Below are 21,157 nucleotides of genomic sequence, written 5' to 3'. Positions count from 1 at the left end.
GAGGGTCTGGGTCCCAGGGTAGCGGCCCGCTGGTCCGCAACCGCTGGGCTAACATGCGGAACCCCTTTGGGGTTCGCCACTGCATCAAGCTGGTAATCTGAAGGAAAAAGTTTCCGCGTACGTTATTACGTGCGTGTCCTTTTATTATTGTACCGTAATTTCTATAGGACCATTGTCAGCAGACAGCTTGTGTTTCACCCCGTTCACTATGACATGATGAATATCTGTGGACTGCCATTTCACCTCGTGATCAGATTCCGCGGTATGAAATACAACTCGAGACGTTTTAACGCTTTTGCTTCCACCACCACTGACGCTATCACTCATTGAAAACTGGCTTTGGCCCTCAGGAAAAGTTCCAGATACCATCAAGACCGCGACAGCCTCATCATTAATCTTTAGAACCCACGTATTGGGTGACTTCCCATTTGCCAAAACGATCACATAATCCAGATTAGGAGTTTTTTCATTATCACAGCCAAGTAATGCAAAGCACATTATGAGCAACAACTGGATCCAGCTTTTATTCATAATCATCGTGGGTAGTGTAGGTGTCATAGCCATCATCAATAAAAGGACAGTCAATTCCCGAGGAAAAGACAAGTCGCATCTTCACTCATGCTGTTAGCCTTTGAACTTCATTCCTTCCACCACCCCTCCGGGGTGTAGACCTTGGACAGATGCTGACTCATGCAGCGGGAGATGTAGGATTTACGCGACCCCGTTGGGGTCGTTTGTCGGGAGGGTCTGGGTCCCAGGGTAGCGGCCCGCTGGTCCGCAACCGCTGGGCTAACATGCGGAACCCCTTTGGGGTTCTCCTCTGCATCAAGCTGGTAATCTGACGCGGAGAGTTTTTGGGAGTATGTCCTAGGTGTTCGACGCGTAGATTACGATCCACCTAGTGAGGTTCCGTCTCGCCAGACTGCCTACTGCCTACTGCCTACTGCCTACTGCCTACTGCCTACTGCCTACTGCCTACTGCCTACTGCCTACTGCCTACTGCCTACTGCCTACTGCCTACTGCCTACTGCCTACTGCCTACTGCCTACTGCCTACTGCCTACTGCCTACTGCCTACTGCCTACTGCCTACTGATCACTCCCCAAGGGACAAACAAATCACCCCGGCCACGGGGAGTGGTCGGGGTGATGGCTTGGAGTTTCTTCTATCTTGTTAGGAAGAAATCCTACCCCTGCTGGAGCTGGGCGACTTTGCGCTGGATGCTTTGGTGCTGGGGGTGACTGCTGTCCCAGAAGGCGGCGTGGTCCGGGTGGGTGGGGCTGCTCATGATGTTCTGGGCTTCCTGCTTGCCGCCGGTGAACTGGCTGCCGGGGATGCCCTGGCTGGCCTGGTGGAAGCTGCCTTCGCTGAGTTTGCTGCTGACGGCGGCCATGAGCTTGACGAATTCCACGTTCTCGGTGAAGTCGGCGCGTTCCAGGTTCACGCCGGCGATGGAGGAGAAGACATCGTAGACTTTCTGTGCGTTCTGCAGCTTGGCGTCGAACTCGTGACCCCACTCGCGGCGGAGTTCGCCCACGGCCTGCTGGCGCGCTTTGGTGAGCGTGCCCTCGGCCTCCTGCGCCTGGCTGCTCAGGTACTCGAGGTGCTTGTCCAGGATGGCCTGAGCCTGGGCGGGAGTGGCATTGATGCCGTGGGCCAGCTGCTGGTAGTGCTCCAGCGCGCCCTCGGGCATTTCCACTCCGGCAGGCAGTTCCTCCGGCAGCTGCAGCTCGTAGCCGCCAGCTTCCAGCGGGATGTCATTGGCGCGGCGGAATGTTTCTACGGCCTTCTGGTCGGCCTCCTCGCCGAGATCGGGCACACGGCGCATGCGCTCGAGATTGGCGTAGCTGCGCGCCAAGTCCTCCGGGGTTTTGAATTTGCTCAGTGTCTTGCGGTAGTCGGCCAGCGATTCCTGCTCCAGCCAGTCCGGGTGGAATTCTCCGTTCTCCCCGGTCACGCTGAGTGGTACCGATTCTGCGGCAGGCTCTGCGGAATCTCCAGAGTCACTGTTAGATACGGATGCCTGCTCTGCGCCAGCTTCCTCCGCAGCGGGATTCGCGCCGCCGCCCTCGCCACCGAGCAGGGCTCCTGCGGCGCTGTATAGTGGGGTAAAGTATCTCACAGAGCCACCTCCTCACCATTGGCCGCTTGCTCGCGGTAGGCCTTCTTGCTGAGGCCGTATTTCTTCTGGAAGGTCTTGTGGTGCATGTTCTCCAGGTCCTCTTCTAGCTCTGCAGTTTCGCACGGCAGATTCACTGCTGGCTCGCCGCCTTCATTTTCGGTGCTGCTGTTAGCCTCTGTCTCTTCACCGCTGGCGGGGCTGTCCTCCGCGTGGGTGAAGAGCTCTGTGCCACCTGCTCCGTCTGTGCTGCCTGCTCCGTCTGTCCCGCCGGGAATGTCTCCCTGCGGGGTCTCTCCTGCCGTGCCGGCAGCTTGCCTCTCATGGTCATGTTCTAACATATCTGCTTCTTGCTTATCCTGCTCCGCATGCTCTGTGTCCTGCTGCAGGAGGTCCGCGTAGACGCGGACTGCGGTCTGGCGGGACTTGCGGTAGCATGCTTCAAATTCCTCATCGCTCGCATGCGCGACCATCCAGCGGAAGTACGCCGGGGTCAGGGTGCCCTCATCGGGATTACGCAGCGGCTTGGCTGCTGTTGTCTTACTCATCGCTTTCTGTCTTGGGTTTCATTTCTCAAACTCCCCAGCGGCCACCTGGCCGAGGAAGTGAATCACTGACTTTTGTCCGTCGTGGTAGAGCACGCGCTTGGTATCGAAGTCATTCATCGGCGCCGAGGGGACATCCAGGCAGAGATGCCTGATCACGATGTCTACCATGGCCTTGCCCGCGTCTGACTGCAGGCACTGCTTGACTGCCTTCACCTTGCGCTTGTGCTCCCAGCACGAAGTATCCGTTCTTTCCATACTCATTTAAAAAATTGCCACAGCTCTGCGGCTGGAGATCCTGCTAGAGCATGGCCTGGATGGCCTGGGCGGGATCGATCCCCGCCTTGCCCACGGCTTCCGCCGCCTGCCCCATCTGGGCCATCTGCTCTGCCTGCTGCTGGGCCTGGGCGCGCTGCTCGCGCAGCTGCTCCATTTCCTCCAGCTTGACGAGCCAGCGCTCCGGGAAGCCCTCATTGCGCGCCATGTCGCGCACCATGCCATCGAAATCAAAGTTATCTAACACACCGGGGTCATACTGGGCGATCATGGCGGCGCGCTGCATCACGCGATCCAGGCCCATGGTCTCCAGCTGCTTGATGGCGAGCGCCAGCTTGGACTGGTACTCGATGACCGGGGTATCCAGCGCCACCAGGCCCTCCTCTCCCGTCTCGCGCGCCAGTCCCTCCGGCGCCGGCGGGAAGTAGTCCTCCCGCAGCAGCAGGCTGAACATGCGCTGCATCAGCGGCTCCATGTCCGAGACAAACTGCACGAAGGAAGGGGCGAACATGAGCAGCTTCTCCGACTCCCGCGCCGCCACCTCCGTGGCTGTCATCTGCTTCTGCAGCTGGGCAAACATCTGGAACAAAGGCACGTGGAAGAACATCTCGATCTGCTCGTGCTCCTGCTCGATAAGGAACTGCCCGGCCTGGAAGCTGCCGCCGGTGCCCCACTCACGCGGGAATCCCATGGCCGCGGCCTTCTCAGAGACCACGGTGCGGCCGCCGGCGCGCATGTCCACATTGTGCTTCTGGTCCGCCAGCTCCAGCACGCGGGGCAGCGCCGCTGTCTCGCCCAGCAGCTTGAGGATCTTCTTCATGAAGTTCGCCGAGAGCACATTTGGCATGGCATTGTAGGCGGGGGAGAAGCCCCAGGGATGATTCCCCCAGCGCTCGTAGCGGGTGACCAGGAAGGGAAACTCGTAGAAGCCCCCCTCCTCCACCACCTGCTCATCCGTGCAGCAGATGTAGTGGGAGAGGTAGGCGCGGCTGTCCAGCTTGCCCGGATCGTGCTCCCTGTTAGGCTGGACCACGTGGATGAAGCGGTACTTGCTGGTCAGCTCACGGGAGTCCCCCGCCATGGCCTGCTCATACACGCTACGCAGCTTGGCGCCCAGCTGGTCCTTGCCGAACTTGTCCGCCGCCTGCATGACGGTGTACTCCAGCTCGCGCGAGAGCGTATTCACCACGCCGTCCTCATCCTCCGCCACGGTGTAGGTGCCGATCTCCACGTACTGGAAGTTCAGCGGCTTGCTCTTCCCCTTGTTGAGGAAAAGGCAGCCGGTGCCCAGGGTGGAGCGGTCGCGGAAGACGCTATTGATCACCGTGTAGAAATTACTCTGGCTAAGCATGCGGATGGCTACCTCCGTGCATTCCTTGAACCACGACTTGTGCTGCTCACTGCCGGACTCCCTGACTGAGGTGGCAAAGGCGAACCACTGCTCATTCATCGGCGTGATGTAGGACATGTGCCCCTGCGCCAGTACATTGGCGGAGCTGATGCCCTTGGTATCGTGGATGCGCGAGCGGTACACATTGCCCGGCGGATCCTGCCTGTCCATGACATGCGCGCGGTGCGGGGTGAACCACTCCTGCACGCGCTGCCAGCGGGTGTCCCATGCCGTACGCTCGCCGGCCCTCGCCTCATGCTCTGCTATCAATTGCCGAGCTTTGCTACTCTCCTCCATTCCCTGAATTTTTCTTTCTCTCTACTTACAAGTCTAAGCACACATGGCTTCCGGCCTGATAGACACTGGCATCCGCCCTCATCACTCCGGCATCCGCCCACGTACTTCTGTCTGGCTGCATCCCCTCTAGATGCTGCTCCGGCTCACTGCGGGTCCACACATGACCCAGCCGCAGCCGTTTTCTCTTTAACTAACAAAAACAATCCACCGCCTACTCGCCGCCGAGCAGCTTCTTGCGGTTCGGATTGTACTCGGACTGGTCCAGCATGGTGGCGCGCACGCCCTTCTTCTGCCGTTCCTCCTGGTCCACCTGCCTGCGCAGGTCTAACAATTCCCTGCCAGTCTGCTTGACTGGAGGAGCCGCCGGTGGCGGTGCTTTTGGTTTGGGTGTTTTCATACCTTGAAACTCTCCATTGAATGCAATTTGAACACACCGCGCCGCTCGTAGGAAAGATACGGAAGCGCGTAAGGCAGCAGGCTCAGCAACTCGCGCATCTCACCCACTGCTAGATGAATATGCCAGCAATCTGGGTATGACGTCAACTCATTAAATTCCGCCCCGTCTGCGGCCCGCGCATCAGTACAGTCGCAGATGGCCTCCGCCCCCCAGCTGGTGCAGACCGGGCGCACCATGGCAAACATGCTGGGCGAGGCGTAGACGTAGCCGTGGTGCACGTGCCAGGCCATGTCCTGCATGAGATCCTGCGCGCCCTCGCCGATCTCCGCGTAGAGCTGCAGCGCCATTTCCCAGGGTGTTAGAGTGCTATTCATAGAGGTCATTCAGTACCATGTTAGATCGTGTACCGGCCTGCGCCTCCATTTCCAGGCTGGAGCTACCCGGCACCAGGCCGCGCTCGTCCGCCTCTGCAAAGGTGCGGAAGGCATCGCATGGATGGGAGTAGATATCGTGGATGGGCTCCCGGCTCTGGCCCTCGTTTTCCATCGGCCTGTAGCGGTAGTTCGCCAGCGCATCCAGGAAGGAAACGCGCTTGCTACCGAACTGATAGACCCGGCCCAGATTCCCCGCATGCAGCACCATCTGGGGAAAGCGCTCGCGCACGTACTCGATCCCCATGTGCACGCGCGGGATCTTCGGCACCACGCGCACCTGGCGCAGGCCGCATTCCTCCAGCGACTCCGCGATGGACTTGTTGTAGGTCTTCCCCAGCCGCTGCCAGCCGCCATCGTGCGGCAGGTAGTGCGCCTCGATAAAGGCCTCGTTGTCGCGCTCCCACTGCTGCAGCCAGCGGGCGTAGTGCTCCAGTGTCTCGCCGCGGCCCATCATGCCATCATAGACGCGCAGCTGCAGGCCTACCCGCTGGATCAGGATGATGGACATCAGGTCGCTTTTCCCCAGATCCCAGAAGGAGAAAAAGGACTGCCGCACCCGCGGGTAGCGGATCACCCGGCCCTCCACCCGCGCCCGGTCCAGGTACTCGCCATAGACCGCGCCATCCACGGGCGAAAGGAAGATCTCCTCCAGCACGGAGGGGAATTCCTCATAGCGCTTCTCCCGCTTAGGCCAGGCCCGCTTGTAGTACCAGAGCCGCTGGTGGCCGGAGAGCTCCACCCCGTAGCGGCTCTCCAGCTGGGCGAAGTACTGCGCGCATTCCTCGGAGATCTGGCTCTGCTCCCCCTCCCACACGTAGGCCTCATCCAGCCACCAGGGGAAGAAGTACACCCGCCAGTCGCGCTGGCTGCGCTGCTCCTCCGCGATCTGCAGGGCCGGCTCCACCACATCTGTGTAGAGCCTGCCCGTCTTGCCCCCGCGCCAGGTGGACTCTACCACGGTGATGCCCTCCTTCGCCGAGGGCAGCGCGCCGTCCGCTATCTTGTCCGAGCGGCGCGGGTCCTCGAACTGGATCGCGCCCCACTCGGAGATCCACAGCATCTGGTGGGTGCCGCCGCGGGCGTTCTTCCCCGCATAGACGGTGGAGGCCACCTCGTCCCCCTGGGCGGCACGGCAGCGCAGCGTGAACTCCCCGTTGTTATCCACCAGCACGCGGTAGCAATCCCGCAGCGCCTTCGGCAGGTTCTCCCAGGCAAAGAGCAGCTTGCCGAGCTTCTTCACCGCGTCCTCCTTATTCTGGTCCACGATGCCGATCTTGTAGCCCGCGCGGAACAACTGCATGTCCAGGCAGATCAGCGCCAGCAGGGTGGAAAAGCCCAGCTGGCGCGCCTTCAGGATAGCCACCGCCATTTCCCCCCGCTCATACAGCGCCCGCAGGATCTCCTCCTGCTCCTCACGCGGCTCAAACAGCACTTTAGGCCGGTCGTCCGCCGGCTCTATGTAGTACAAATTCCAGAACCGCCATCGCCAGTCCCCCAGCCGCGCCTCACACAGCGCCGCCACCTCATCGTTCCAGGTCATGTATTGTCTATTCTTTAAGTGTTAGATAAGTTTTTCGGCCATCCCGGCCAGCTTGGTGTAGGAAGTTGCCATTGGCACCTTTGCGAACAGCCGTCCTGTTTGATGGTTAGGTATCGTAGCTAGTAGGGAGTAGTAAGTAGCCTCTCCGGGTAAACCTGAGAGCATTGGCTCATGCTAGCCGCATACTTGAAGCATAGAGAAATTTTCCTCAGGAAATTTCCGCTACTCGCTACTCCCTACCTGCTACAGATCCTACCCACCATTACTCCCTAACAAACCCGCAAGGGCTCCATCTAGCCGGAATCAGTAATCAGTAATCAGTAATCAGTAATCGCCCCTCGGGCTCCCCAACCTCATCTTGCCGATCAAGTCTGCGAGGCCGAGATCCACGTCCACCTCCTCCGGTTCGTTGTAGCCCATCATCCGAGCCTCATCCACTAACAGACCGCGCTTCACCGAGTCGGAAACATCCGGGTCATTCACCATCTCGTGGCGGATCCTGCGGATCTCCTGCCGCGTGAGATAGCCGTCCTTCTCCTGCTCCCTGCGCAGCCGCTGCAAATGCTCCATCACCTTCTCCTGTTTCAATAGTTTGCTGGCCGCACTCACCGCCGCCTCACCCCGGGACTCATAGCCCGCCTCCTCATAAGCACGCCCGGCCGCCATCCCAGAAAGATAAAGCTCCACAAACCGCGCCTGCCGCACATTCACACCTCCCATCACCACCATCCTACCCTAGGCCCGCGCCGCATGGCAACAGGGAAAAGTCGCCCCTTGCGGGGAGTATTGAGTATCAAGAATGCAGTATACAGAACGGCATGATGAAACTTGTCTCCACCACGAAATACACAGCCCCTACGGGGCATGACGGATTACAAATGACTGATTGCTGGCTAGATGAAGCTATGTTCCTCCACCCCTCCGGGGTGGTGTGTGGGTGGGGCGGGTACCCGGGGTTGGCGCTCACTGCGTTCGCTGACCCCGGGCTCTGTTCCCTCATCCCTCCGGGATGCTTGCTAGAGAACCTCAACGGGGTTCCGGTCCTTAGCCCGGCGGTTGCGAACCGAAGGATCGCTACCCCGGGAATAAAACCAAAATAGAACACGACCCCAACGCGGGTCGCGGATGTTTCATCTAGCAGGGATCCAGCTAGCCAGCCTTTTTCCTTTCTCCTTTATCCTCATCACTGCCCGCAGGGTTCCCCCTGCGGGCACCTAACACTTCTTGCTGGCATGGGGGGAGGTTTTCTCCTAGAATGCGGATTGTGCCCGACCCTGTGAAATACTATCGACTGCTGCGCCGCTCCCATCTGGTGCTGCTGGGGATGTGGGTCTTGCTGGGCCTGTACACGCTGGCCAGAGTGACCGGTGCCGAGCCAACCGATCCCTTCTTTATGGTCTTTGCTGCGGTGCTGACGTCACTGGCGGCGCTCCCTCTGCTCGCCTTCCGGCACAAGAAGGCCTTCGCCCTGCTCACGGTATTTTCCTCTGTCTTTTTCACCGGCCTGTTCCTGCTATTCGCTATCCCCTCGGCATCGCTTTACTGGTACTACAAAAGCATCGACTCCTATTATTTCGTGGAGAGTGACTCGTTCACCCGGACCATTACCTTCCTGCTTGTAATCGCCCTCTGGCCTGCCCTGCTCTATCAGAGCCTCCGCTACCTCCGCCTCATCCGCACCAAGAGCGGATTTACGATATGTTAGAGGGAAGTGGGGAGGAAAAAGGATAGAGGCCTGCGAGATGCAACCTAGCTATATGAAGCCCTGCTTGAGGGAACGTGGCCCCTGCGGGGCATTACTGATTACTAATGACTGATTACTGATCCCGGCTTGATGAAACTTTTTTACCACGAATTTCGCGAATTTCACGAATGCGGGCTAGATGGAACCAAGCCCCCTGCGGGGCATTACTGATTGGTGATTACAAATTACTGATCCCGGCTAGATGGAGCCCTGCCTGATGAAGCTATGTTCCTCCACCCCTCCGGGGTGGTGTGTGGGTGGGGCGGGTTCCCGGGGTTGGCGCTCACTGCGTTCGCTGACCCCAGGCTCTGTTCCCTCATCCCTCCGGGATGAAGCGCCCGCTGGGCGCTTGTCATGGGTCAATGGTCAGAAGTCATCGGGGTTTCATCCCGTCAGCCTTTTTCCTTTGTCCTTTATCCTTCCCACTCCCCGCAGGGGCGAACCCCAAGGGGGTTCCGTACGTTAGCCCGGCGGTTGCGAGCCGAAGGATCGCTACCCCGGGAAGAGGATTTAAAGAAAGAAACGACCCCAACGCGGGTCGCGTAAGTCTCATCTAGCCGGGTTCCACCATCCCGGTCTTCGCCCATTCAGTAATCTAAAAAAATCTGTCTAATCTGTGGCCAGAAATGCTTCATCTAGAACGATTCGTGAGATTCGTGGTAAAAAGGTTTCATCATGCTGGCCCCAATGACTCCTGACCCTTGACCAATGACTCCCCGCAGGGGAACCCTGCGGGGTTATCCTTGCCAAGCGGGTGGCTCTGGGCAGTATGTGAGGAGTCGTTACCTAGCAGTTCATGGAAGAAGCACGTTACTACATCAAAGGTCAGGAAGAGATCGGCCTGGTCGATTCCTCATCGCTCCACCAGCGCATCCTCAACCATTCACTGCAGGCTAATAGTCTGGTCAGGCTGGAGGACACCACCCAGTGGATCAAACTCGGCAGTCTGCAAGTCTGGAGAAATGCCAAGGCTCCACACATAGGGCAGCTCATGGACGAGCTCCCAGCCGAATCCTATGTCCAGGTAGAGGACAAGCTGGAGATTTCCATCACGATCTTCGCCTACATTGCCTTCCTGATCGCCTTCATCATTCTGGTACTGGGGATCAGCCACGGAGCTTTGACGCCAGCCCTCTTCCAAGCCGCGTCCGCAGTGCTCTCCGGTCTGCTGCTGCTTGCCGTGGCCCGCATTCTCCGCTACCTGCGCACCCTCGTGGAGCAGGGCAAGGCGAGGGCTCAGGAAGACTAAGCCATGAAAAACCTCCTCACATTCTGCCTGCTCCTCCTCAGCTTGCTTCCCATCCACGCGGGGCAGGATGAGGCCATTACCAAATTCTATCAAAAGCTCCAGCAGCACCGGATCAGCAAGGACATTCAATACAAGGGCCCCGCTAGTGTCGCCATACGAAAGCTCCTGCATGAGGTGGGTGCCGAAAAGCTAGGCATCACCCGCGTGCGATTCGATCACCTCATCATCCCCGAGCCCCTCCAGCAAGAGGCTGGCGGCTTTGCCGAGGGTGAACCCAAGCTCCGGGAGATCGAACTTCACTTTACCACAGGCGTACCCGCGCACCAGGTCATGGATCAAATCACTCGTCAATGCGGCTGGCACGTCGCCGAAATCAAGGACGGCATCCTCGTGATCAACACCCGCTACCGGCCGGATGCAGAAGACACTCCACAACCACAGTAATTACTTTTCACCTTGCCTAAAAAGCCTCCAAGCAAGCAGCAGCGCTACGAGCGCCTGACGCAGAGCTACCTGATGCTGCTCGCCATATGGACACTGCTGGTGACCATAGGCTTGCCATCCATCTTTGAGAAGCCGGTGGGCTGCCTGATTCTCGTCCTCATCACCCTACTGCTCTACATCCCCCTGATGACACGCGAGGACAAGAAGCTCAGCGCCCAGATACTGTTAGGCACTTGCGCACTCGTCTGCCTGCTGGCCGTGCTGTTCACCTTACCCCAGCTCATCAATGGCATCCGCGCCATGTGCCGGCATTTCTATCAGGAGGCCGTAATCACCGCCATGATCAGCACCGCGCCCCTCACCCTGATCTTCGCGCCCTTCGTGATCTCCCTCAAGCGCAGCCTCCAGTACCTGCGCACGCCGGAGGAACAGTCTATCTCACCCAGTGGGGACGAGGCTGCTTGACTCAGCGCCATGAAGCCCCTCTAGTGGCGGCCCTCATTCCCAACAGAACAGAAACCAACGAAATGAAGAAACTCGTCTCCAGCATCCTGCTGACCGCCGCCCTCACCGCCAGTGCCATCGCCCAGACCGCCTCCGATGCGGCCAAGGGATATTTCTCCACCTATCAGAAAAAAGAGTACGGCAAGAGCGCGGAGTACTTCCACCCGGAAGCTCTGGACCTCTTCCGCCAGATGCTTTCCTTCGGCAAAAGCCTGCCCGAGGAGAAAGCCACTGCCTTCTACAGAGACTTTTTCGGCCCGGAGGCCACCAAGGAATCTATCGAGAAGCTCGATAACCAGGCCTACTTCAGCCAGTTCATCGGCTCCATCATGAAGCTAATCCTGGAACCCGCCAATGTAGAATACACCAAGGCAGAAGTGCTCGGTGAAGTGAAGGAAGGGGAAGTCACCCACGTGCTGGTCAGACTTCACCTTAGCTCCAATGGTGTGGAATCCCAGGCCATGGAAGTGATCTCCTTCAAACAATACAAAGGCGAATGGAAGACGCTGCTCACCGAGAAGTTCGAAAGCATCGCCGAGTCCCTGCAGGAGAGCTTCCGTTAAGATACTGACTGAAGCATGAGCGAAGATACCCAGACAGAGAGCCAGCACAACGAGCCCTCATTGATCGAGATCCTACTCGGCCTTACGGGCTGCGGTATCTTCCTGCTCGGGCTCGTCTACACCTGCATCGTATTCATCAGCACAGGTTTCAACCTGACGGCCCTCATGGTGCTGGGCTTCTCCTTCACCGCCGCCATCATTTGCTTCGCGCTGCTGAGCGTCATCGGCCGCCTGCGCCGGCTGGATCAGAAATGGTGAGTGTGGATCCGGAATATTACCAGCGCTTCCAGCGCTCTGCCATGCTACTAGGCTTTCTCAACGCATTTGTTGCGTCGATAGGTCTGCCTGTCACGATCAGTTTACTGCTACTCTTACCACTCATGATCGCCTTCGCCGTGCACATCAGCAAGATGTTCTGGAAAGACCGCGGCCTGCTCGCTAGCTCTCCCTATTTCATCATCGGTTTCTTCGCTGGAACCTTCGTCGGTCATGGCATCCGCCTCTCCCTGCACTACCTCGCGTAGGGCAGGATAAGCCCCATCTCTCGTTCCCCCCTTCCACCACCCCTCCGGGGTAAAGCGCTCACAGGGCGCTTGTCATGGGTCAAAGGTCAGGAGTCATTGGGGCCGGCTAGATGAAGCATACGCGACCCGCGTTGGGGTCGTATTCTTATTTTAACCCTATTCCCGGGGTAGCGATCCTGCGGCTCGCAACCGCCGGGCTAAGGTCCGGAACCCCTTTGGGGTTCGCCCCTGCGGGGAGTGGGAAGGATAAAGGACAAAGTAAAAAGGCTTGCGGGATGAAACCCCGATGACCCATGACAAGCGCCCAGCGGAGGCTTCATACCGGAGGTACTCTATCTGTAATCCGTAATCACGAATCAGTAATTCCCCGCAGGGGCTCACCCCAGGAACCCGCCCCTAACAACATACCACCCCGGAGGGGTGGAGGAACCTTACGCAACTAGCCGGGCTTTTTCCTTTCTCCTCTATCCTTCTTACTCCCCGCAGGGGCTCCCCCTCAGGGGCCGGACTTAATCGAAGATATCGATCACGCGCTCCCACCAGCTTTCCTTGCGGTCGTCTTCGTGCTGGCCGTCGCGGTGGACCTGATGGCGGCCGGAGCGGTCCAGGATCTTGTCTAACTCACCGGCATCCAGCCAGATACCACGGCACTTCTGGCAGTAGTCGATCTCCACATCATTGCGGGAGCCTATCGTCAAAGGGGTCATGCATTTCGGGCAATTCATCGTCTCTTTCTTGTAGTTTCTTTTATTCGTTTCATGCAGCGGCCCGGATGGCCAGCCTGCAGTGGATTTTTTCTATTCCGTATCGACAGGAAGCATCATCAGCAGGCCCATGCGGCAAAGCGTCATCCAGCCCCAGCCAATCGCTAGGAAATAAATGCCTGCCATTTGAAAATACATCAGGTCAGCGGGTAACAGGATATCCAGTAGCAGCACGGCCAGCGAAATCAGCAGAGGCACCATCACCATCCACCGGCTCTCACGCTGAATTACCGTTACGAGCTCATGTTCAAAGCCCTCGTCCACCTTGATCATCTCCTTGGCCGCCTTGATCACAGATCGCTTGCGGAAGACATCAATGGCAAATCCCATCAAGGTCTTGGTGAAGAAGCGCTTCATGCCGTAGGCCATCACGCGTGAGATCCAGATCGAATTGCCAATGCCCATAAATAGCAACCCGGTAAAGAGCGCCCAGAACCAGCCCTTGCCAAGCAGCCAAGTAAGCATCATGAAACCTAGCAGCCCCGCGATAAAGTAGAGCCAGGTGTAAAGCTGCAGTGGCAGATCCTCCCTGAGCGGTGCGTATGCTCCCGCTTTGGCCATTGGTTTCTTCATGGTTTTATCACTCTGCTTCATTGTACTCTCGCTGGGATGTTAATTTCCTTCCTCCACCCTTCCGGGATGCTTGCTAGAGAACCCCAAGGGGGTTCCGGCCTTTAGCCCGGCGGTTGCGAGCCGAAGGATCGCTACCCCGGGAATAGGGTTAAAATATGAATACGACCCCAACGCGGGTCGCGTATGACGCTCCATCTGGCCCGATTGTTCCCTTCATGATTCTATTCGATCCTCCCGATAACCGTGCCAAACGCAGCTTCGGTGCCTTCCTCTTGCAGGATGCGTAGCGTGCCATTGGCAAAGGATTCCAGATCTAATGTCGCCTTGTCCGTCTCAATGAAGGCAATGTTCTGCCCTATTTTCACCTCGTCGCCATCATTCACCGTCCAGCGTACCAGCTTATAGGTCTTCTCTCCCGTTCCCAGATCCGGTAAAACAACATCCTCTCCAGTCTGCGCCTTAGCCTCCTCACTGTCTGCCACACACGATTTCTCCACTGTTAGCTTTTCCCTTTCTCCTTTTTCCTGAGAACTCCCCTCCTCCTGCATCGCCAGCATGAGGAGAAGGCGTTCACGCTCTGACATGAAAGACTGAAGCATGATCAAGATACCTAACAAACTGACGGATAGCAGGATCCCCACTCTATCACCTCCGCCGATCCACAGTGAGAACACCAGGTTGAGGAACATGAACCCTACGATCCAGTACGTGCGCTTGATCATCTTCTGGGTCTCCTGCAGTTTGTTCTCCAGCAGGTCCGGCCTACGTAGCAACCGGCGGTTCTCCGCCAGCTTCGTTTCCATGTAGGCTGTTCGTTTCCGGGTGCTAATCGCTGTTTCCCGGGCTATGCTTTGTTCCGTTTCGTTCATTGGGATTCTTCTGTTTTTGGGAGGGCCGTCTTCTTCACGCCCACCTCATGCTGCATGAGTTTCATCAGGGACAGAGTTCGCTTCTCACTTCTCAGCGAAGAGCACTGGATAAATATCATCAGTAGCATGAGCGCTCCAAAATAGTAGTCATTACCGTCACGCCCATTTACCAATCGCCAGACCATAAAACCTAGCATCAAAGCAAGGATAAGAAGAACGTAGAAGCGTATGACCTTGAGGGTTTTCTGGTTCTCCTCGATCCGCGCATCTAGCATCTTCGGGTCCCGCCACAGGCCCTGCAGCTCCCGAAATTCGTTAAGGTTTTTAGTTTGCTCCGTATCGTTCATTGGGATTCTTGGTGGTTTTCTTTATCTGCTTGAGCCAATTTCAATACCATAGGTTTCATCAAACAAGCAATCTGTTCCAATCTGAGTAATCTGTGGTTAGAGGCCCCATCAACCCGGGCTCCATCCTGCCCGTATTCGTTCGATTCGTGAAATTCGTGGTGGAAAACGTTCCATCAACCCGGGTTCCATCAAGCCAGCCTTTCTGTCCCTTCCGTGCATTCTGTGGTGAGAAAAGCTTCATCAGTCCACGCTCCATCAAACATGCCCCAATGACTCTTGACCCATGCCAAGCCCGCAGGGAGGGCTCCTATCAGTAATGCCCCGCAGGGGCCCTACACCTCATAAAAAATGAGGGCCGCCCTCTCCAGAGCGGCCCTCACACGCATTACACATACCTAATCGGCATGAGAAATTGTTAGCGCGTCCGATTATCTTCTGCGGCGCAGGAGAAAACCTACGCCGGCAAGACCGATCAATGCTGTGCTGGATGGCTCTGGTACCGCCACGGTAACCACGCTACCCTCGATCAAGAGACCGTTGCCTGCGGCATTGTTTGGCCCCAGTTCAAAGAAGCTCACCGCACCACTACCAGTCTCGGTGATTTCGAAGCTCACGGTCACGGAGCTTACGTTGTCCAGCCCGCTGGCATCCCAGGTCTGGGAGCCGAAGGCGTTGAATGTCTGGGTGCCGAGGGAATTGCCGTTCACGAAGGCTTCCACATCCACCTCAGCGGTTCCAGCAGTCTGGCCGAAGATATAGTTGTTCCAGGTGATGCTGCTCAGGTCGAACTCAGAGCCGGCCACGGCCGCGAACTCCACGGACTCAGTGATCGTGGTCTGCAGGCTGCCTCCAGCCATGCCGTACCAGTAACGGGTTCCATTCCAGCCGCCGTTATCAAAGTTATTTGTGAAGGTGTCTACCGCGGCATCTGTATCCACAGTCCACAGTCCACCACCGGTGGAGTACTGGTCATAGAGCACTGCGGCCTGTGCGCCGCTGGCCACTACACCAGAGAGGATTGTTATGAGTATTGTTTTTTTCATCTCGTTTACGTGTTTTTACGGAGGGGGTCTTCGGCGCACAAACGCCAGAAAACTGCCACCCTCCGCCTCCTATATCCTTCATAGACCACTCTGGATCAACACCCAGACTCATTGACATAGTGCTATCATTATGATAGCACTCATGCCTCCACTATGGCCGCCCCCAAGTTCCAGCACCACACCAAGCCCACTCTCCTGGCCCGCCAGATCCAGCAGGACATCCTGCGCGGACAATGGGTGGACACCCTTCCCGGCTACCGCCAGCTTGCCGCCCACTATGACAGCAGCCACCGCACGACCATGGCCGCCATCCACTTACTGGAATCCCAGGGCGTCCTCTCTGGCCAGACCCCGGGCAGACGCCGCCGGATCATCCCCACCAGCTCTCATAGACCGCAGCTGCAGAAGCTGCTCATACTCCTGGAGCACCATAGCGAACTGAATCTTGATTCCCGGGAGTTCATCCACGGCATCAGCGAGTACTGGAAGAACCGCGGCGGACACGTGGAATGGAAGGAAGCCCCCATGCGCCGCACCAGAAATGCGAAATCCTCAGTCCAGCGCCTAATCCGGGAGCACCAGCCGCTCGCCATCATGGTCTTTGGGGGAACCATCGGCTGGCTCAGCGAGCTGGTGGCCACCGGCATCCCCGTCTTCTGTGATGGCGGCGAGACCACTCTGCTCAAGGATCAGATTTGCGCCACGGGCTACTCCATCGAGAAGGCCGCCTCCACCCTGCTCACCAAGCTCCGGCAGATGGGCCACACCCGTATCCTCTTCCCCTACTACGGGAAGCACGACGATCTACTCGGCTACCTGAGAGACGGCTACACCACCAGCCTGGGAGACCTTTACAGCCAGTCGGAAATCGAAGCCTTCACCCCGGTCTTTGCGGAGCTCGTGCCCGAGGTCTGGCTCAGCTACTGGCGCACCCATCTCAGCAAGACCCAACCCACCGCCGTGATCTGTCACACCCAGCAATCCCTGCTCTCCCTCTATGGTTTCTGCAGCATGGCCGGCATCCGCACCCCGCAGGATCTCTCGGTCTCCGTGCTCGGCTACGAGCCCCGCTTCGAATGGCTCTGGCCAAAGCCCCACGGCTACTCCTTCCCCACCCGGAAAGCCATCCGCCTCTTCCAGCGCTGGGTGGAAAACGGCTTCCCCAGAGGCATCTTCAAAAACTATCCTCTCGAGGAAGTCCCAGGCGACTCGCTACGCCTAGGTGAGTAAGTTAGTAAGGGGGTAAGTGAGTAGGTGAGTAGGTGAGTACGTAAGTTGTCCTGTCCGATGGTGCGGAACCGTAGCCAGTAGCGAGTAGGTAGTAGCCTCTCCGGATAAACCGGAGAGCAGGCACGCAAGCAGTCGGGATCGATCAGGCATAGAAGAAATTTCCCACGGAAATTTCCGCTACCCGCTACTCCCTACCTGCTACGCCCCCTACCCACCCTTGATACCGCCTACTCCCCGCAGGGGCTCATCTAGCAGGCCCCAATGACCCCTGACCAATGACAAGCCCGCAGGGCTCCTCCACGCCGTAGCTCTTCCGGTTGAAATCATCTGCCATCACCCCATCGCGTAGCAGGATGAAAGCAACAAAAAGCCCCCGCCAGCGGACTGGCGGAGGCTCCTCAACTTGCTGCTAGAAAAGCTTAGCGGCGGCGGCGCATCAGCGCGAGCGCACCGAAGGAAAACAGAAGCGTGCTGGTGCCCGGCTCAGGCACGGCAGACGCGGTGAAATCTGAGACACTGATGTCATCCAGGTACACGCCTTTCACGTTGTTGCCACTCGTCAGGTTCACGTTGGAGCCTGAGTTGTCATTGATGGCGATGCGGAAAAGCACCTCTTCGCCACTGGCCAGCGTGCCCAGGGAGGACAAGTCATAGCTGTCAGAGGCGTGGCTCTCATCGAAGCCCAGTGCACCATCAAAGCCGAACTCGCCGCTGGCATTGCCCGGGTTGGTGTACGCGGCCTGATTGATAGAAAGCGTGCTGCCCAGTGCGGAACTCCAGTTGGCACCGTTGTCCAGGCTGTAGTAGACATTCACAAAAATACCCATCGCCCCGCCGGAGCCAGCACTCGTGAAGCCACCCACTGTCGTAGAGAAAGACGCGCCGCTGAAATCGATCCCGTCTGCACCGGCAGTCAGGCCGAACTGCACGTAGTCAGCCGCACTAGAGGCCGGGCTGCTGCCGTTCGTTATCTGACCCGGCACATAGGCACGCACCATCGTGGTGGTGGTGAAGTCTCCGTAAATGGAGTTGCTGCCGAGTCCTGTCTCTGCGAGATCAGTCACGCTGAATCCGCTACCTGAAGTCGTAGCCGAAAGATCCTGCGCCTCGAAGTCGAAGCTCAATGAGGCAGCCTGCAGCAGCCCTGTCGTCGCGAGCAGTACGCCCGCCTGGAGTAGTTGGTTTTTCATAATCATGTGTTTTGTTTTTCCCGGGCAGCCCCACCTGCACGATTCACATACGCTCAGAGACAGACGGCAAAATGCCCAATCCCATGACTAGCTCATCCACCACGCCTCCACCCACCCGATTCTGGATTATAATCTGCATAAAAGGATTCCCAGAAAGACCACATTAACCTACCGAGTCCGCGCACACGCCCCCCTCTTCTCATCCCCCATATAAAAAGGATTTCCAGCTAGACAGCACCCACATCTGCAAACATGATTATCCAGATACATTGGCGATAGAATCCCGCACATCGCCCGGTACAGTAGCTGACGTTTTTCTCTCATCACTCCACACCCACGCTCCACCGCACGCCATGAAAAAACTGCCCATCCACAGCACCCTGGACCTCATCATGGACGCCCTCCGGGACGAATGTGCCCAAGGCACCTGGCAGGACAAGCTCCCCGGCGCCCGCGTGCTGGCCCAGCACCTCGGCACCAGCGCCCCCACCGTGCAGAAAGCCCTGGCCCGGCTGGCCCAGGAAGGCGTGCTCGTCAAGCCCGGCGCCCGCCGCGCCTACCAGATCTCCCCGGACTGGCAGCAAAAGGGCAGCAAGACCAAGCGCTCCAAGCAAAAGACCCTCCTCATCCTCACCCACATGGAGGCGGACGAGATCCCGGACTCCTCCCGCCACACCCTCCAGCTCATCAAGTCCAGGATGCTGCAGAAAGGCTGGCAGGTGCACTCCCAGGTCATCAACTTCGTCCACGTCAAGACCCCCCAGAAAGCCTGGGACCAGTCCATCCAGGCAGACGAAAACACCGTCATCCTCACCCTCTTCGGCAGGCCTGCCATCGCCGAGTGGGCCGCGCGCCACGGCCACAAGATCATCTTCCTCGGCGGCATCGTGGATAACATCAAAGTCCCGCTCGTCGCCGTCAATGTCTCCAACCTCGCCCAGCGCGCCATGGACCTGCTCGTCTCCCAGGGTCACTCAAAGATCGTCCTGCCGCTCAATGACCGCACGGACAGCTTCAAAGAAAAACTCCGCCTCATCACCCGCCAGGCCGTGGAGTCCGCCGGCGGCGTCTACAGCCAGGCCTACCACAACCCCGAGAGCCCCTATTTCATGCCGGAAGTCGTCAAAGGCATGGTCCAGACCATGACCAAAGGCAGCCTCCCCACCGCCATCGTCTGCATCGACTGGAAGGAAATGCTCGCCGTGCAGAGCTGCCTCTGCCAGGCCGGCCTCCGCATCCCGCAGGACGTCTCCCTCGTCCTGCTCTTCGACCAGCCGGACGTCGAGTGGTTCGAGCCCCCGCTCACCCGCTTCCGCTCACCCTCCGAAGGCCTCGCCACCGCCGTCTGCAACTACCTGCTCAAAGGCCAGCTGGATGAATCCACCATCAGCGTCCCCGCTGAGTTCATCCCCGGCCGGTCGATCGCGCCTGCTAGGAAGTGAGTAGGTTGGTAAGTGGGTAAGTTGGTAAGTTGGTAAGTGAGTAAGTGAGTTGCCCTGTTAGAACATTCGAGACCGTAGCCAGTAGCGAGTAGCCTCTCCGGATAGACCGGAGAACAGGCACGCAAGCAGGCAGGATCAATCAGGCATAGAAGAAATTTCCCACGGAAATTTCCGCTACTCGCTACAGCCCCTGCGGGGAAAATTGAGAATCGGGAATACAGAATCAAGTCCGGGACAACGAAACGAAGCCCTGAGGGCTTTTGGTTGGTCAGGAGTCATTGGGGTTGGCCTCCGAGGACGTCATCTGTTAGGTCATTCGGTACCGTAGCCAGTAGCGAGTAGGTAGTAGCCTCTCCGGATAAACCGGAGAGCAGGCACGCAAGCAGCCAAGATGTGTCAGGCAAAGAAAATTTCCTCAATGGAAATTTCCGCTACTCGCTACTCCCTACCTGCTACGCTCCCTACCTTCCCTTGATACCGCCTACTCCCCGCAGGGGCTCATCTAGCAGGCCCCAATGACTCATGACCATTGACCCATGACAAGCGCCCTGTGGGCGCTCTACCCCAACGGGGTTCCGGATCTCAGCCCGGTGGTTGCGAGCCGTAGGATCGCTACCCCGGGAATATCCCCCACACAAAACACGACCCCAACGCGGGTCGCGCAGGATTCGTCTAGCAACGCTTCATCTAGCCCGCATTCGTGCAATTTGTGAGATTAGTGGTGGAAAAAACAAGCCACCCTCAGCCGTTTCACCTAGCCTGGCTCCATCAACTTGGGTTGCATCTAGCCAGCCCTTCTGTCCTTTTCGTGTATTCTGTGGTCAGAAACGCCTTATCTAACAACCAATACATCCATGAACCCAAGCTCGACTACGGCACTTTAGGTAAGGTCGTTTCTAATTTACAATTGCTTCGTGACGGGGAAGCTTACACAAGGATACAGGCTGGAAATCAGATACTTATCCAGCACTTGATTTTTGAAAACACTATAATAATCTTTGTTTTAAGACGTTTACATAAGTGTATGGCTGTAGGTAGAAAAATAGTGGTGAGAACGTTAATGGTACTTTTTGTAATCTACATTGGATGGGGGGCGTGTTCATTCAGTAGTAAAGTTAAAGTTTATGACGAAGTAGGATTAAATGAGACTCAGATAAACCAACTAATTGAGTTTGCTGATTCTATCGACAGTTTTCCTAATGAAGCTATTGTTAAATTAAGAAGAGATGCATTTCTAAGACCTTGGACTAAATCTGAACTGTTCATACATATTTCAGGCGATTCAAACGAGGTTGTGGTAACATCTGGATTCCAGAGTGGTGGTTTCTTTGGTGCTGGTAAAACTTTCGTAGCTAGGTGGATAGAAGATAAATGGATTATAGAATATGATGAACATGATGAACACACGCTAAGGTGGATCAGTTAAACGTACATCAAAATGAATAGGAGTGACTATCGTAGCAGTTGAACCCAGCAACCTGAAAAAGTGGCATATACCCCATGAAACTCGAAAGCCTCATACAAGGGCAGCAACACCTTTGACTGAGCCAGGAATCCTTTGATGCTGTACACAGCCTACAGCTGGTGTTAGGTGTATCTTGATGTCGTTAATGCGAAACTACAGCTGTGATCTAGAGCTGGGCTATAACGCCATAGATCAGACAAAAGTATATT

General features: G+C 57.2%; 25 protein-coding genes. 10 read left to right on the top strand and 15 right to left on the bottom strand.

Features of this window, described 5'->3' with window-relative positions; translation table 11 throughout:
- Positions 1-144: 144 nt before the first annotated feature.
- The 9 genes from BUB27_RS02120 to BUB27_RS02080 form a co-directional block, all read right to left on the bottom strand.
- A complete protein-coding gene (locus BUB27_RS02120) occupies positions 145-558 on the bottom strand; it encodes a hypothetical protein (RefSeq protein ID WP_143157892.1) in 414 nt (137 codons plus the stop codon).
- Between the two features lie 627 nt (positions 559-1,185).
- Positions 1,186-1,956, bottom strand: a complete 771-nt coding sequence (locus BUB27_RS02115; RefSeq protein WP_143157891.1) for a hypothetical protein — start codon at positions 1,954-1,956, stop codon at positions 1,186-1,188.
- A 161-nt stretch (positions 1,957-2,117) separates the two neighbouring features.
- Positions 2,118-2,666 (bottom strand): hypothetical protein, encoded by a 549-nt coding sequence (locus BUB27_RS02110; protein ID WP_143157890.1) that lies wholly within the window; start codon positions 2,664-2,666, stop codon positions 2,118-2,120.
- Positions 2,667-2,684: 18 nt separating this feature from the next.
- Complete coding sequence (locus tag BUB27_RS02105; RefSeq protein ID WP_143157889.1) at positions 2,685-2,921, bottom strand: hypothetical protein; 237 nt, start codon at positions 2,919-2,921, stop codon at positions 2,685-2,687.
- A 43-nt stretch (positions 2,922-2,964) separates the two neighbouring features.
- Positions 2,965-4,626 carry a portal protein gene (locus tag BUB27_RS02100; RefSeq protein WP_143157888.1) on the bottom strand — a complete coding sequence of 554 codons (1,662 nt, stop codon included), beginning with the start codon at positions 4,624-4,626 and terminating at the stop codon, positions 2,965-2,967.
- 211 nt (positions 4,627-4,837) lie between these two features.
- Positions 4,838-5,023, bottom strand: a complete 186-nt coding sequence (locus BUB27_RS02095; protein WP_143157887.1) for a hypothetical protein — start codon at positions 5,021-5,023, stop codon at positions 4,838-4,840.
- A complete protein-coding gene (locus BUB27_RS02090; protein WP_143157886.1) occupies positions 5,020-5,370 on the bottom strand; it encodes a hypothetical protein in 351 nt (116 codons plus the stop codon). Before BUB27_RS02090 ends, BUB27_RS02095 begins: the two co-directional genes overlap by 4 nt.
- Before the next feature lie 19 nt (positions 5,371-5,389).
- Positions 5,390-6,997 carry a terminase large subunit gene (locus tag BUB27_RS02085; RefSeq protein ID WP_143157885.1) on the bottom strand — a complete coding sequence of 536 codons (1,608 nt, stop codon included), beginning with the start codon at positions 6,995-6,997 and terminating at the stop codon, positions 5,390-5,392.
- Between the two features lie 324 nt (positions 6,998-7,321).
- On the bottom strand, positions 7,322-7,717 hold the full coding sequence (locus BUB27_RS02080) for a terminase small subunit (protein WP_268793963.1): 396 nt from the start codon (positions 7,715-7,717) through the stop codon (positions 7,322-7,324).
- Between the two features lie 556 nt (positions 7,718-8,273).
- Between BUB27_RS02080 and BUB27_RS02075 the strand changes: the two genes are divergently transcribed.
- The 7 genes from BUB27_RS02075 to BUB27_RS02045 all read left to right on the top strand — a co-directional run bounded on the left by BUB27_RS02075 (position 8,274) and on the right by BUB27_RS02045 (position 12,025).
- Complete coding sequence (locus BUB27_RS02075; RefSeq protein WP_143157883.1) at positions 8,274-8,702, top strand: hypothetical protein; 429 nt, start codon at positions 8,274-8,276, stop codon at positions 8,700-8,702.
- 835 nt (positions 8,703-9,537) lie between these two features.
- Positions 9,538-9,990, top strand: coding sequence for a hypothetical protein (locus tag BUB27_RS02070; protein WP_143157882.1), 453 nt, complete (start codon positions 9,538-9,540; stop codon positions 9,988-9,990).
- Positions 9,991-9,993: 3 nt separating this feature from the next.
- The gene (locus BUB27_RS02065) at positions 9,994-10,434 is read left to right on the top strand and encodes a hypothetical protein (protein ID WP_143157881.1); all 441 of its coding nucleotides are present in this window, start codon (positions 9,994-9,996) and stop codon (positions 10,432-10,434) included.
- A gap of 12 nt (positions 10,435-10,446) precedes the next feature.
- On the top strand, positions 10,447-10,899 hold the full coding sequence (locus tag BUB27_RS02060; protein ID WP_143157880.1) for a hypothetical protein: 453 nt from the start codon (positions 10,447-10,449) through the stop codon (positions 10,897-10,899).
- Positions 10,900-10,961: 62 nt separating this feature from the next.
- A complete protein-coding gene (locus BUB27_RS02055; RefSeq protein WP_143157879.1) occupies positions 10,962-11,501 on the top strand; it encodes a hypothetical protein in 540 nt (179 codons plus the stop codon).
- Positions 11,502-11,516: 15 nt separating this feature from the next.
- Entirely contained in the window at positions 11,517-11,759 is a 243-nt protein-coding gene (locus BUB27_RS02050; protein WP_143157878.1) for a hypothetical protein, read from the top strand.
- Between the two features lie 2 nt (positions 11,760-11,761).
- The gene (locus BUB27_RS02045) at positions 11,762-12,025 is read left to right on the top strand and encodes a hypothetical protein (RefSeq protein WP_143157877.1); all 264 of its coding nucleotides are present in this window, start codon (positions 11,762-11,764) and stop codon (positions 12,023-12,025) included.
- A 509-nt stretch (positions 12,026-12,534) separates the two neighbouring features.
- Here the strand turns inward: BUB27_RS02045 and BUB27_RS02040 are convergent.
- The 5 genes from BUB27_RS02040 to BUB27_RS02020 all read right to left on the bottom strand — a co-directional run bounded on the left by BUB27_RS02040 (position 12,535) and on the right by BUB27_RS02020 (position 15,621).
- Positions 12,535-12,750 (bottom strand): TFIIB-type zinc ribbon-containing protein, encoded by a 216-nt coding sequence (locus BUB27_RS02040; RefSeq protein ID WP_143157876.1) that lies wholly within the window; start codon positions 12,748-12,750, stop codon positions 12,535-12,537.
- 72 nt (positions 12,751-12,822) lie between these two features.
- The gene (locus BUB27_RS02035; protein WP_143157875.1) at positions 12,823-13,362 is read right to left on the bottom strand and encodes a hypothetical protein; all 540 of its coding nucleotides are present in this window, start codon (positions 13,360-13,362) and stop codon (positions 12,823-12,825) included.
- Positions 13,363-13,583: 221 nt separating this feature from the next.
- Entirely contained in the window at positions 13,584-14,165 is a 582-nt protein-coding gene (locus tag BUB27_RS02030; protein ID WP_159434739.1) for a lipoyl domain-containing protein, read from the bottom strand.
- 62 nt (positions 14,166-14,227) lie between these two features.
- On the bottom strand, positions 14,228-14,578 hold the full coding sequence (locus BUB27_RS02025; RefSeq protein WP_143157873.1) for a hypothetical protein: 351 nt from the start codon (positions 14,576-14,578) through the stop codon (positions 14,228-14,230).
- A 428-nt stretch (positions 14,579-15,006) separates the two neighbouring features.
- A complete protein-coding gene (locus BUB27_RS02020; RefSeq protein ID WP_143157872.1) occupies positions 15,007-15,621 on the bottom strand; it encodes a PEP-CTERM sorting domain-containing protein in 615 nt (204 codons plus the stop codon).
- A gap of 153 nt (positions 15,622-15,774) precedes the next feature.
- Here BUB27_RS02020 and BUB27_RS02015 point away from each other — a divergent pair, with 153 nt between their 5' ends.
- On the top strand, positions 15,775-16,851 hold the full coding sequence (locus BUB27_RS02015; protein WP_143157871.1) for a substrate-binding domain-containing protein: 1,077 nt from the start codon (positions 15,775-15,777) through the stop codon (positions 16,849-16,851).
- A 419-nt stretch (positions 16,852-17,270) separates the two neighbouring features.
- Here BUB27_RS02015 and BUB27_RS02010 read toward each other — a convergent pair whose 3' ends face one another.
- Positions 17,271-18,041 carry a PEP-CTERM sorting domain-containing protein gene (locus tag BUB27_RS02010; protein WP_159434738.1) on the bottom strand — a complete coding sequence of 257 codons (771 nt, stop codon included), beginning with the start codon at positions 18,039-18,041 and terminating at the stop codon, positions 17,271-17,273.
- 353 nt (positions 18,042-18,394) lie between these two features.
- On the opposite strand from BUB27_RS02010, the gene BUB27_RS02005 reads away from it, so the two are divergent.
- Both BUB27_RS02005 and BUB27_RS02000 read left to right on the top strand, forming a co-directional pair.
- Complete coding sequence (locus BUB27_RS02005) at positions 18,395-19,483, top strand: substrate-binding domain-containing protein (protein ID WP_143157869.1); 1,089 nt, start codon at positions 18,395-18,397, stop codon at positions 19,481-19,483.
- Between the two features lie 721 nt (positions 19,484-20,204).
- Positions 20,205-20,909: a hypothetical protein gene (locus BUB27_RS02000; protein ID WP_159434737.1), complete on the top strand. Its 705-nt coding sequence runs from the start codon at positions 20,205-20,207 to the stop codon at positions 20,907-20,909.
- Positions 20,910-21,157: the final 248 nt, after the last annotated feature.

This window comes from Rubritalea squalenifaciens DSM 18772 (assembly GCF_900141815.1).
In the GTDB taxonomy this organism is placed as follows: domain Bacteria; phylum Verrucomicrobiota; class Verrucomicrobiia; order Verrucomicrobiales; family Akkermansiaceae; genus Rubritalea; species Rubritalea squalenifaciens.
The sequence above is the reverse complement of the archived record's forward strand: the minus strand, read 5'-3'. Positions and strand labels throughout refer to the sequence as shown.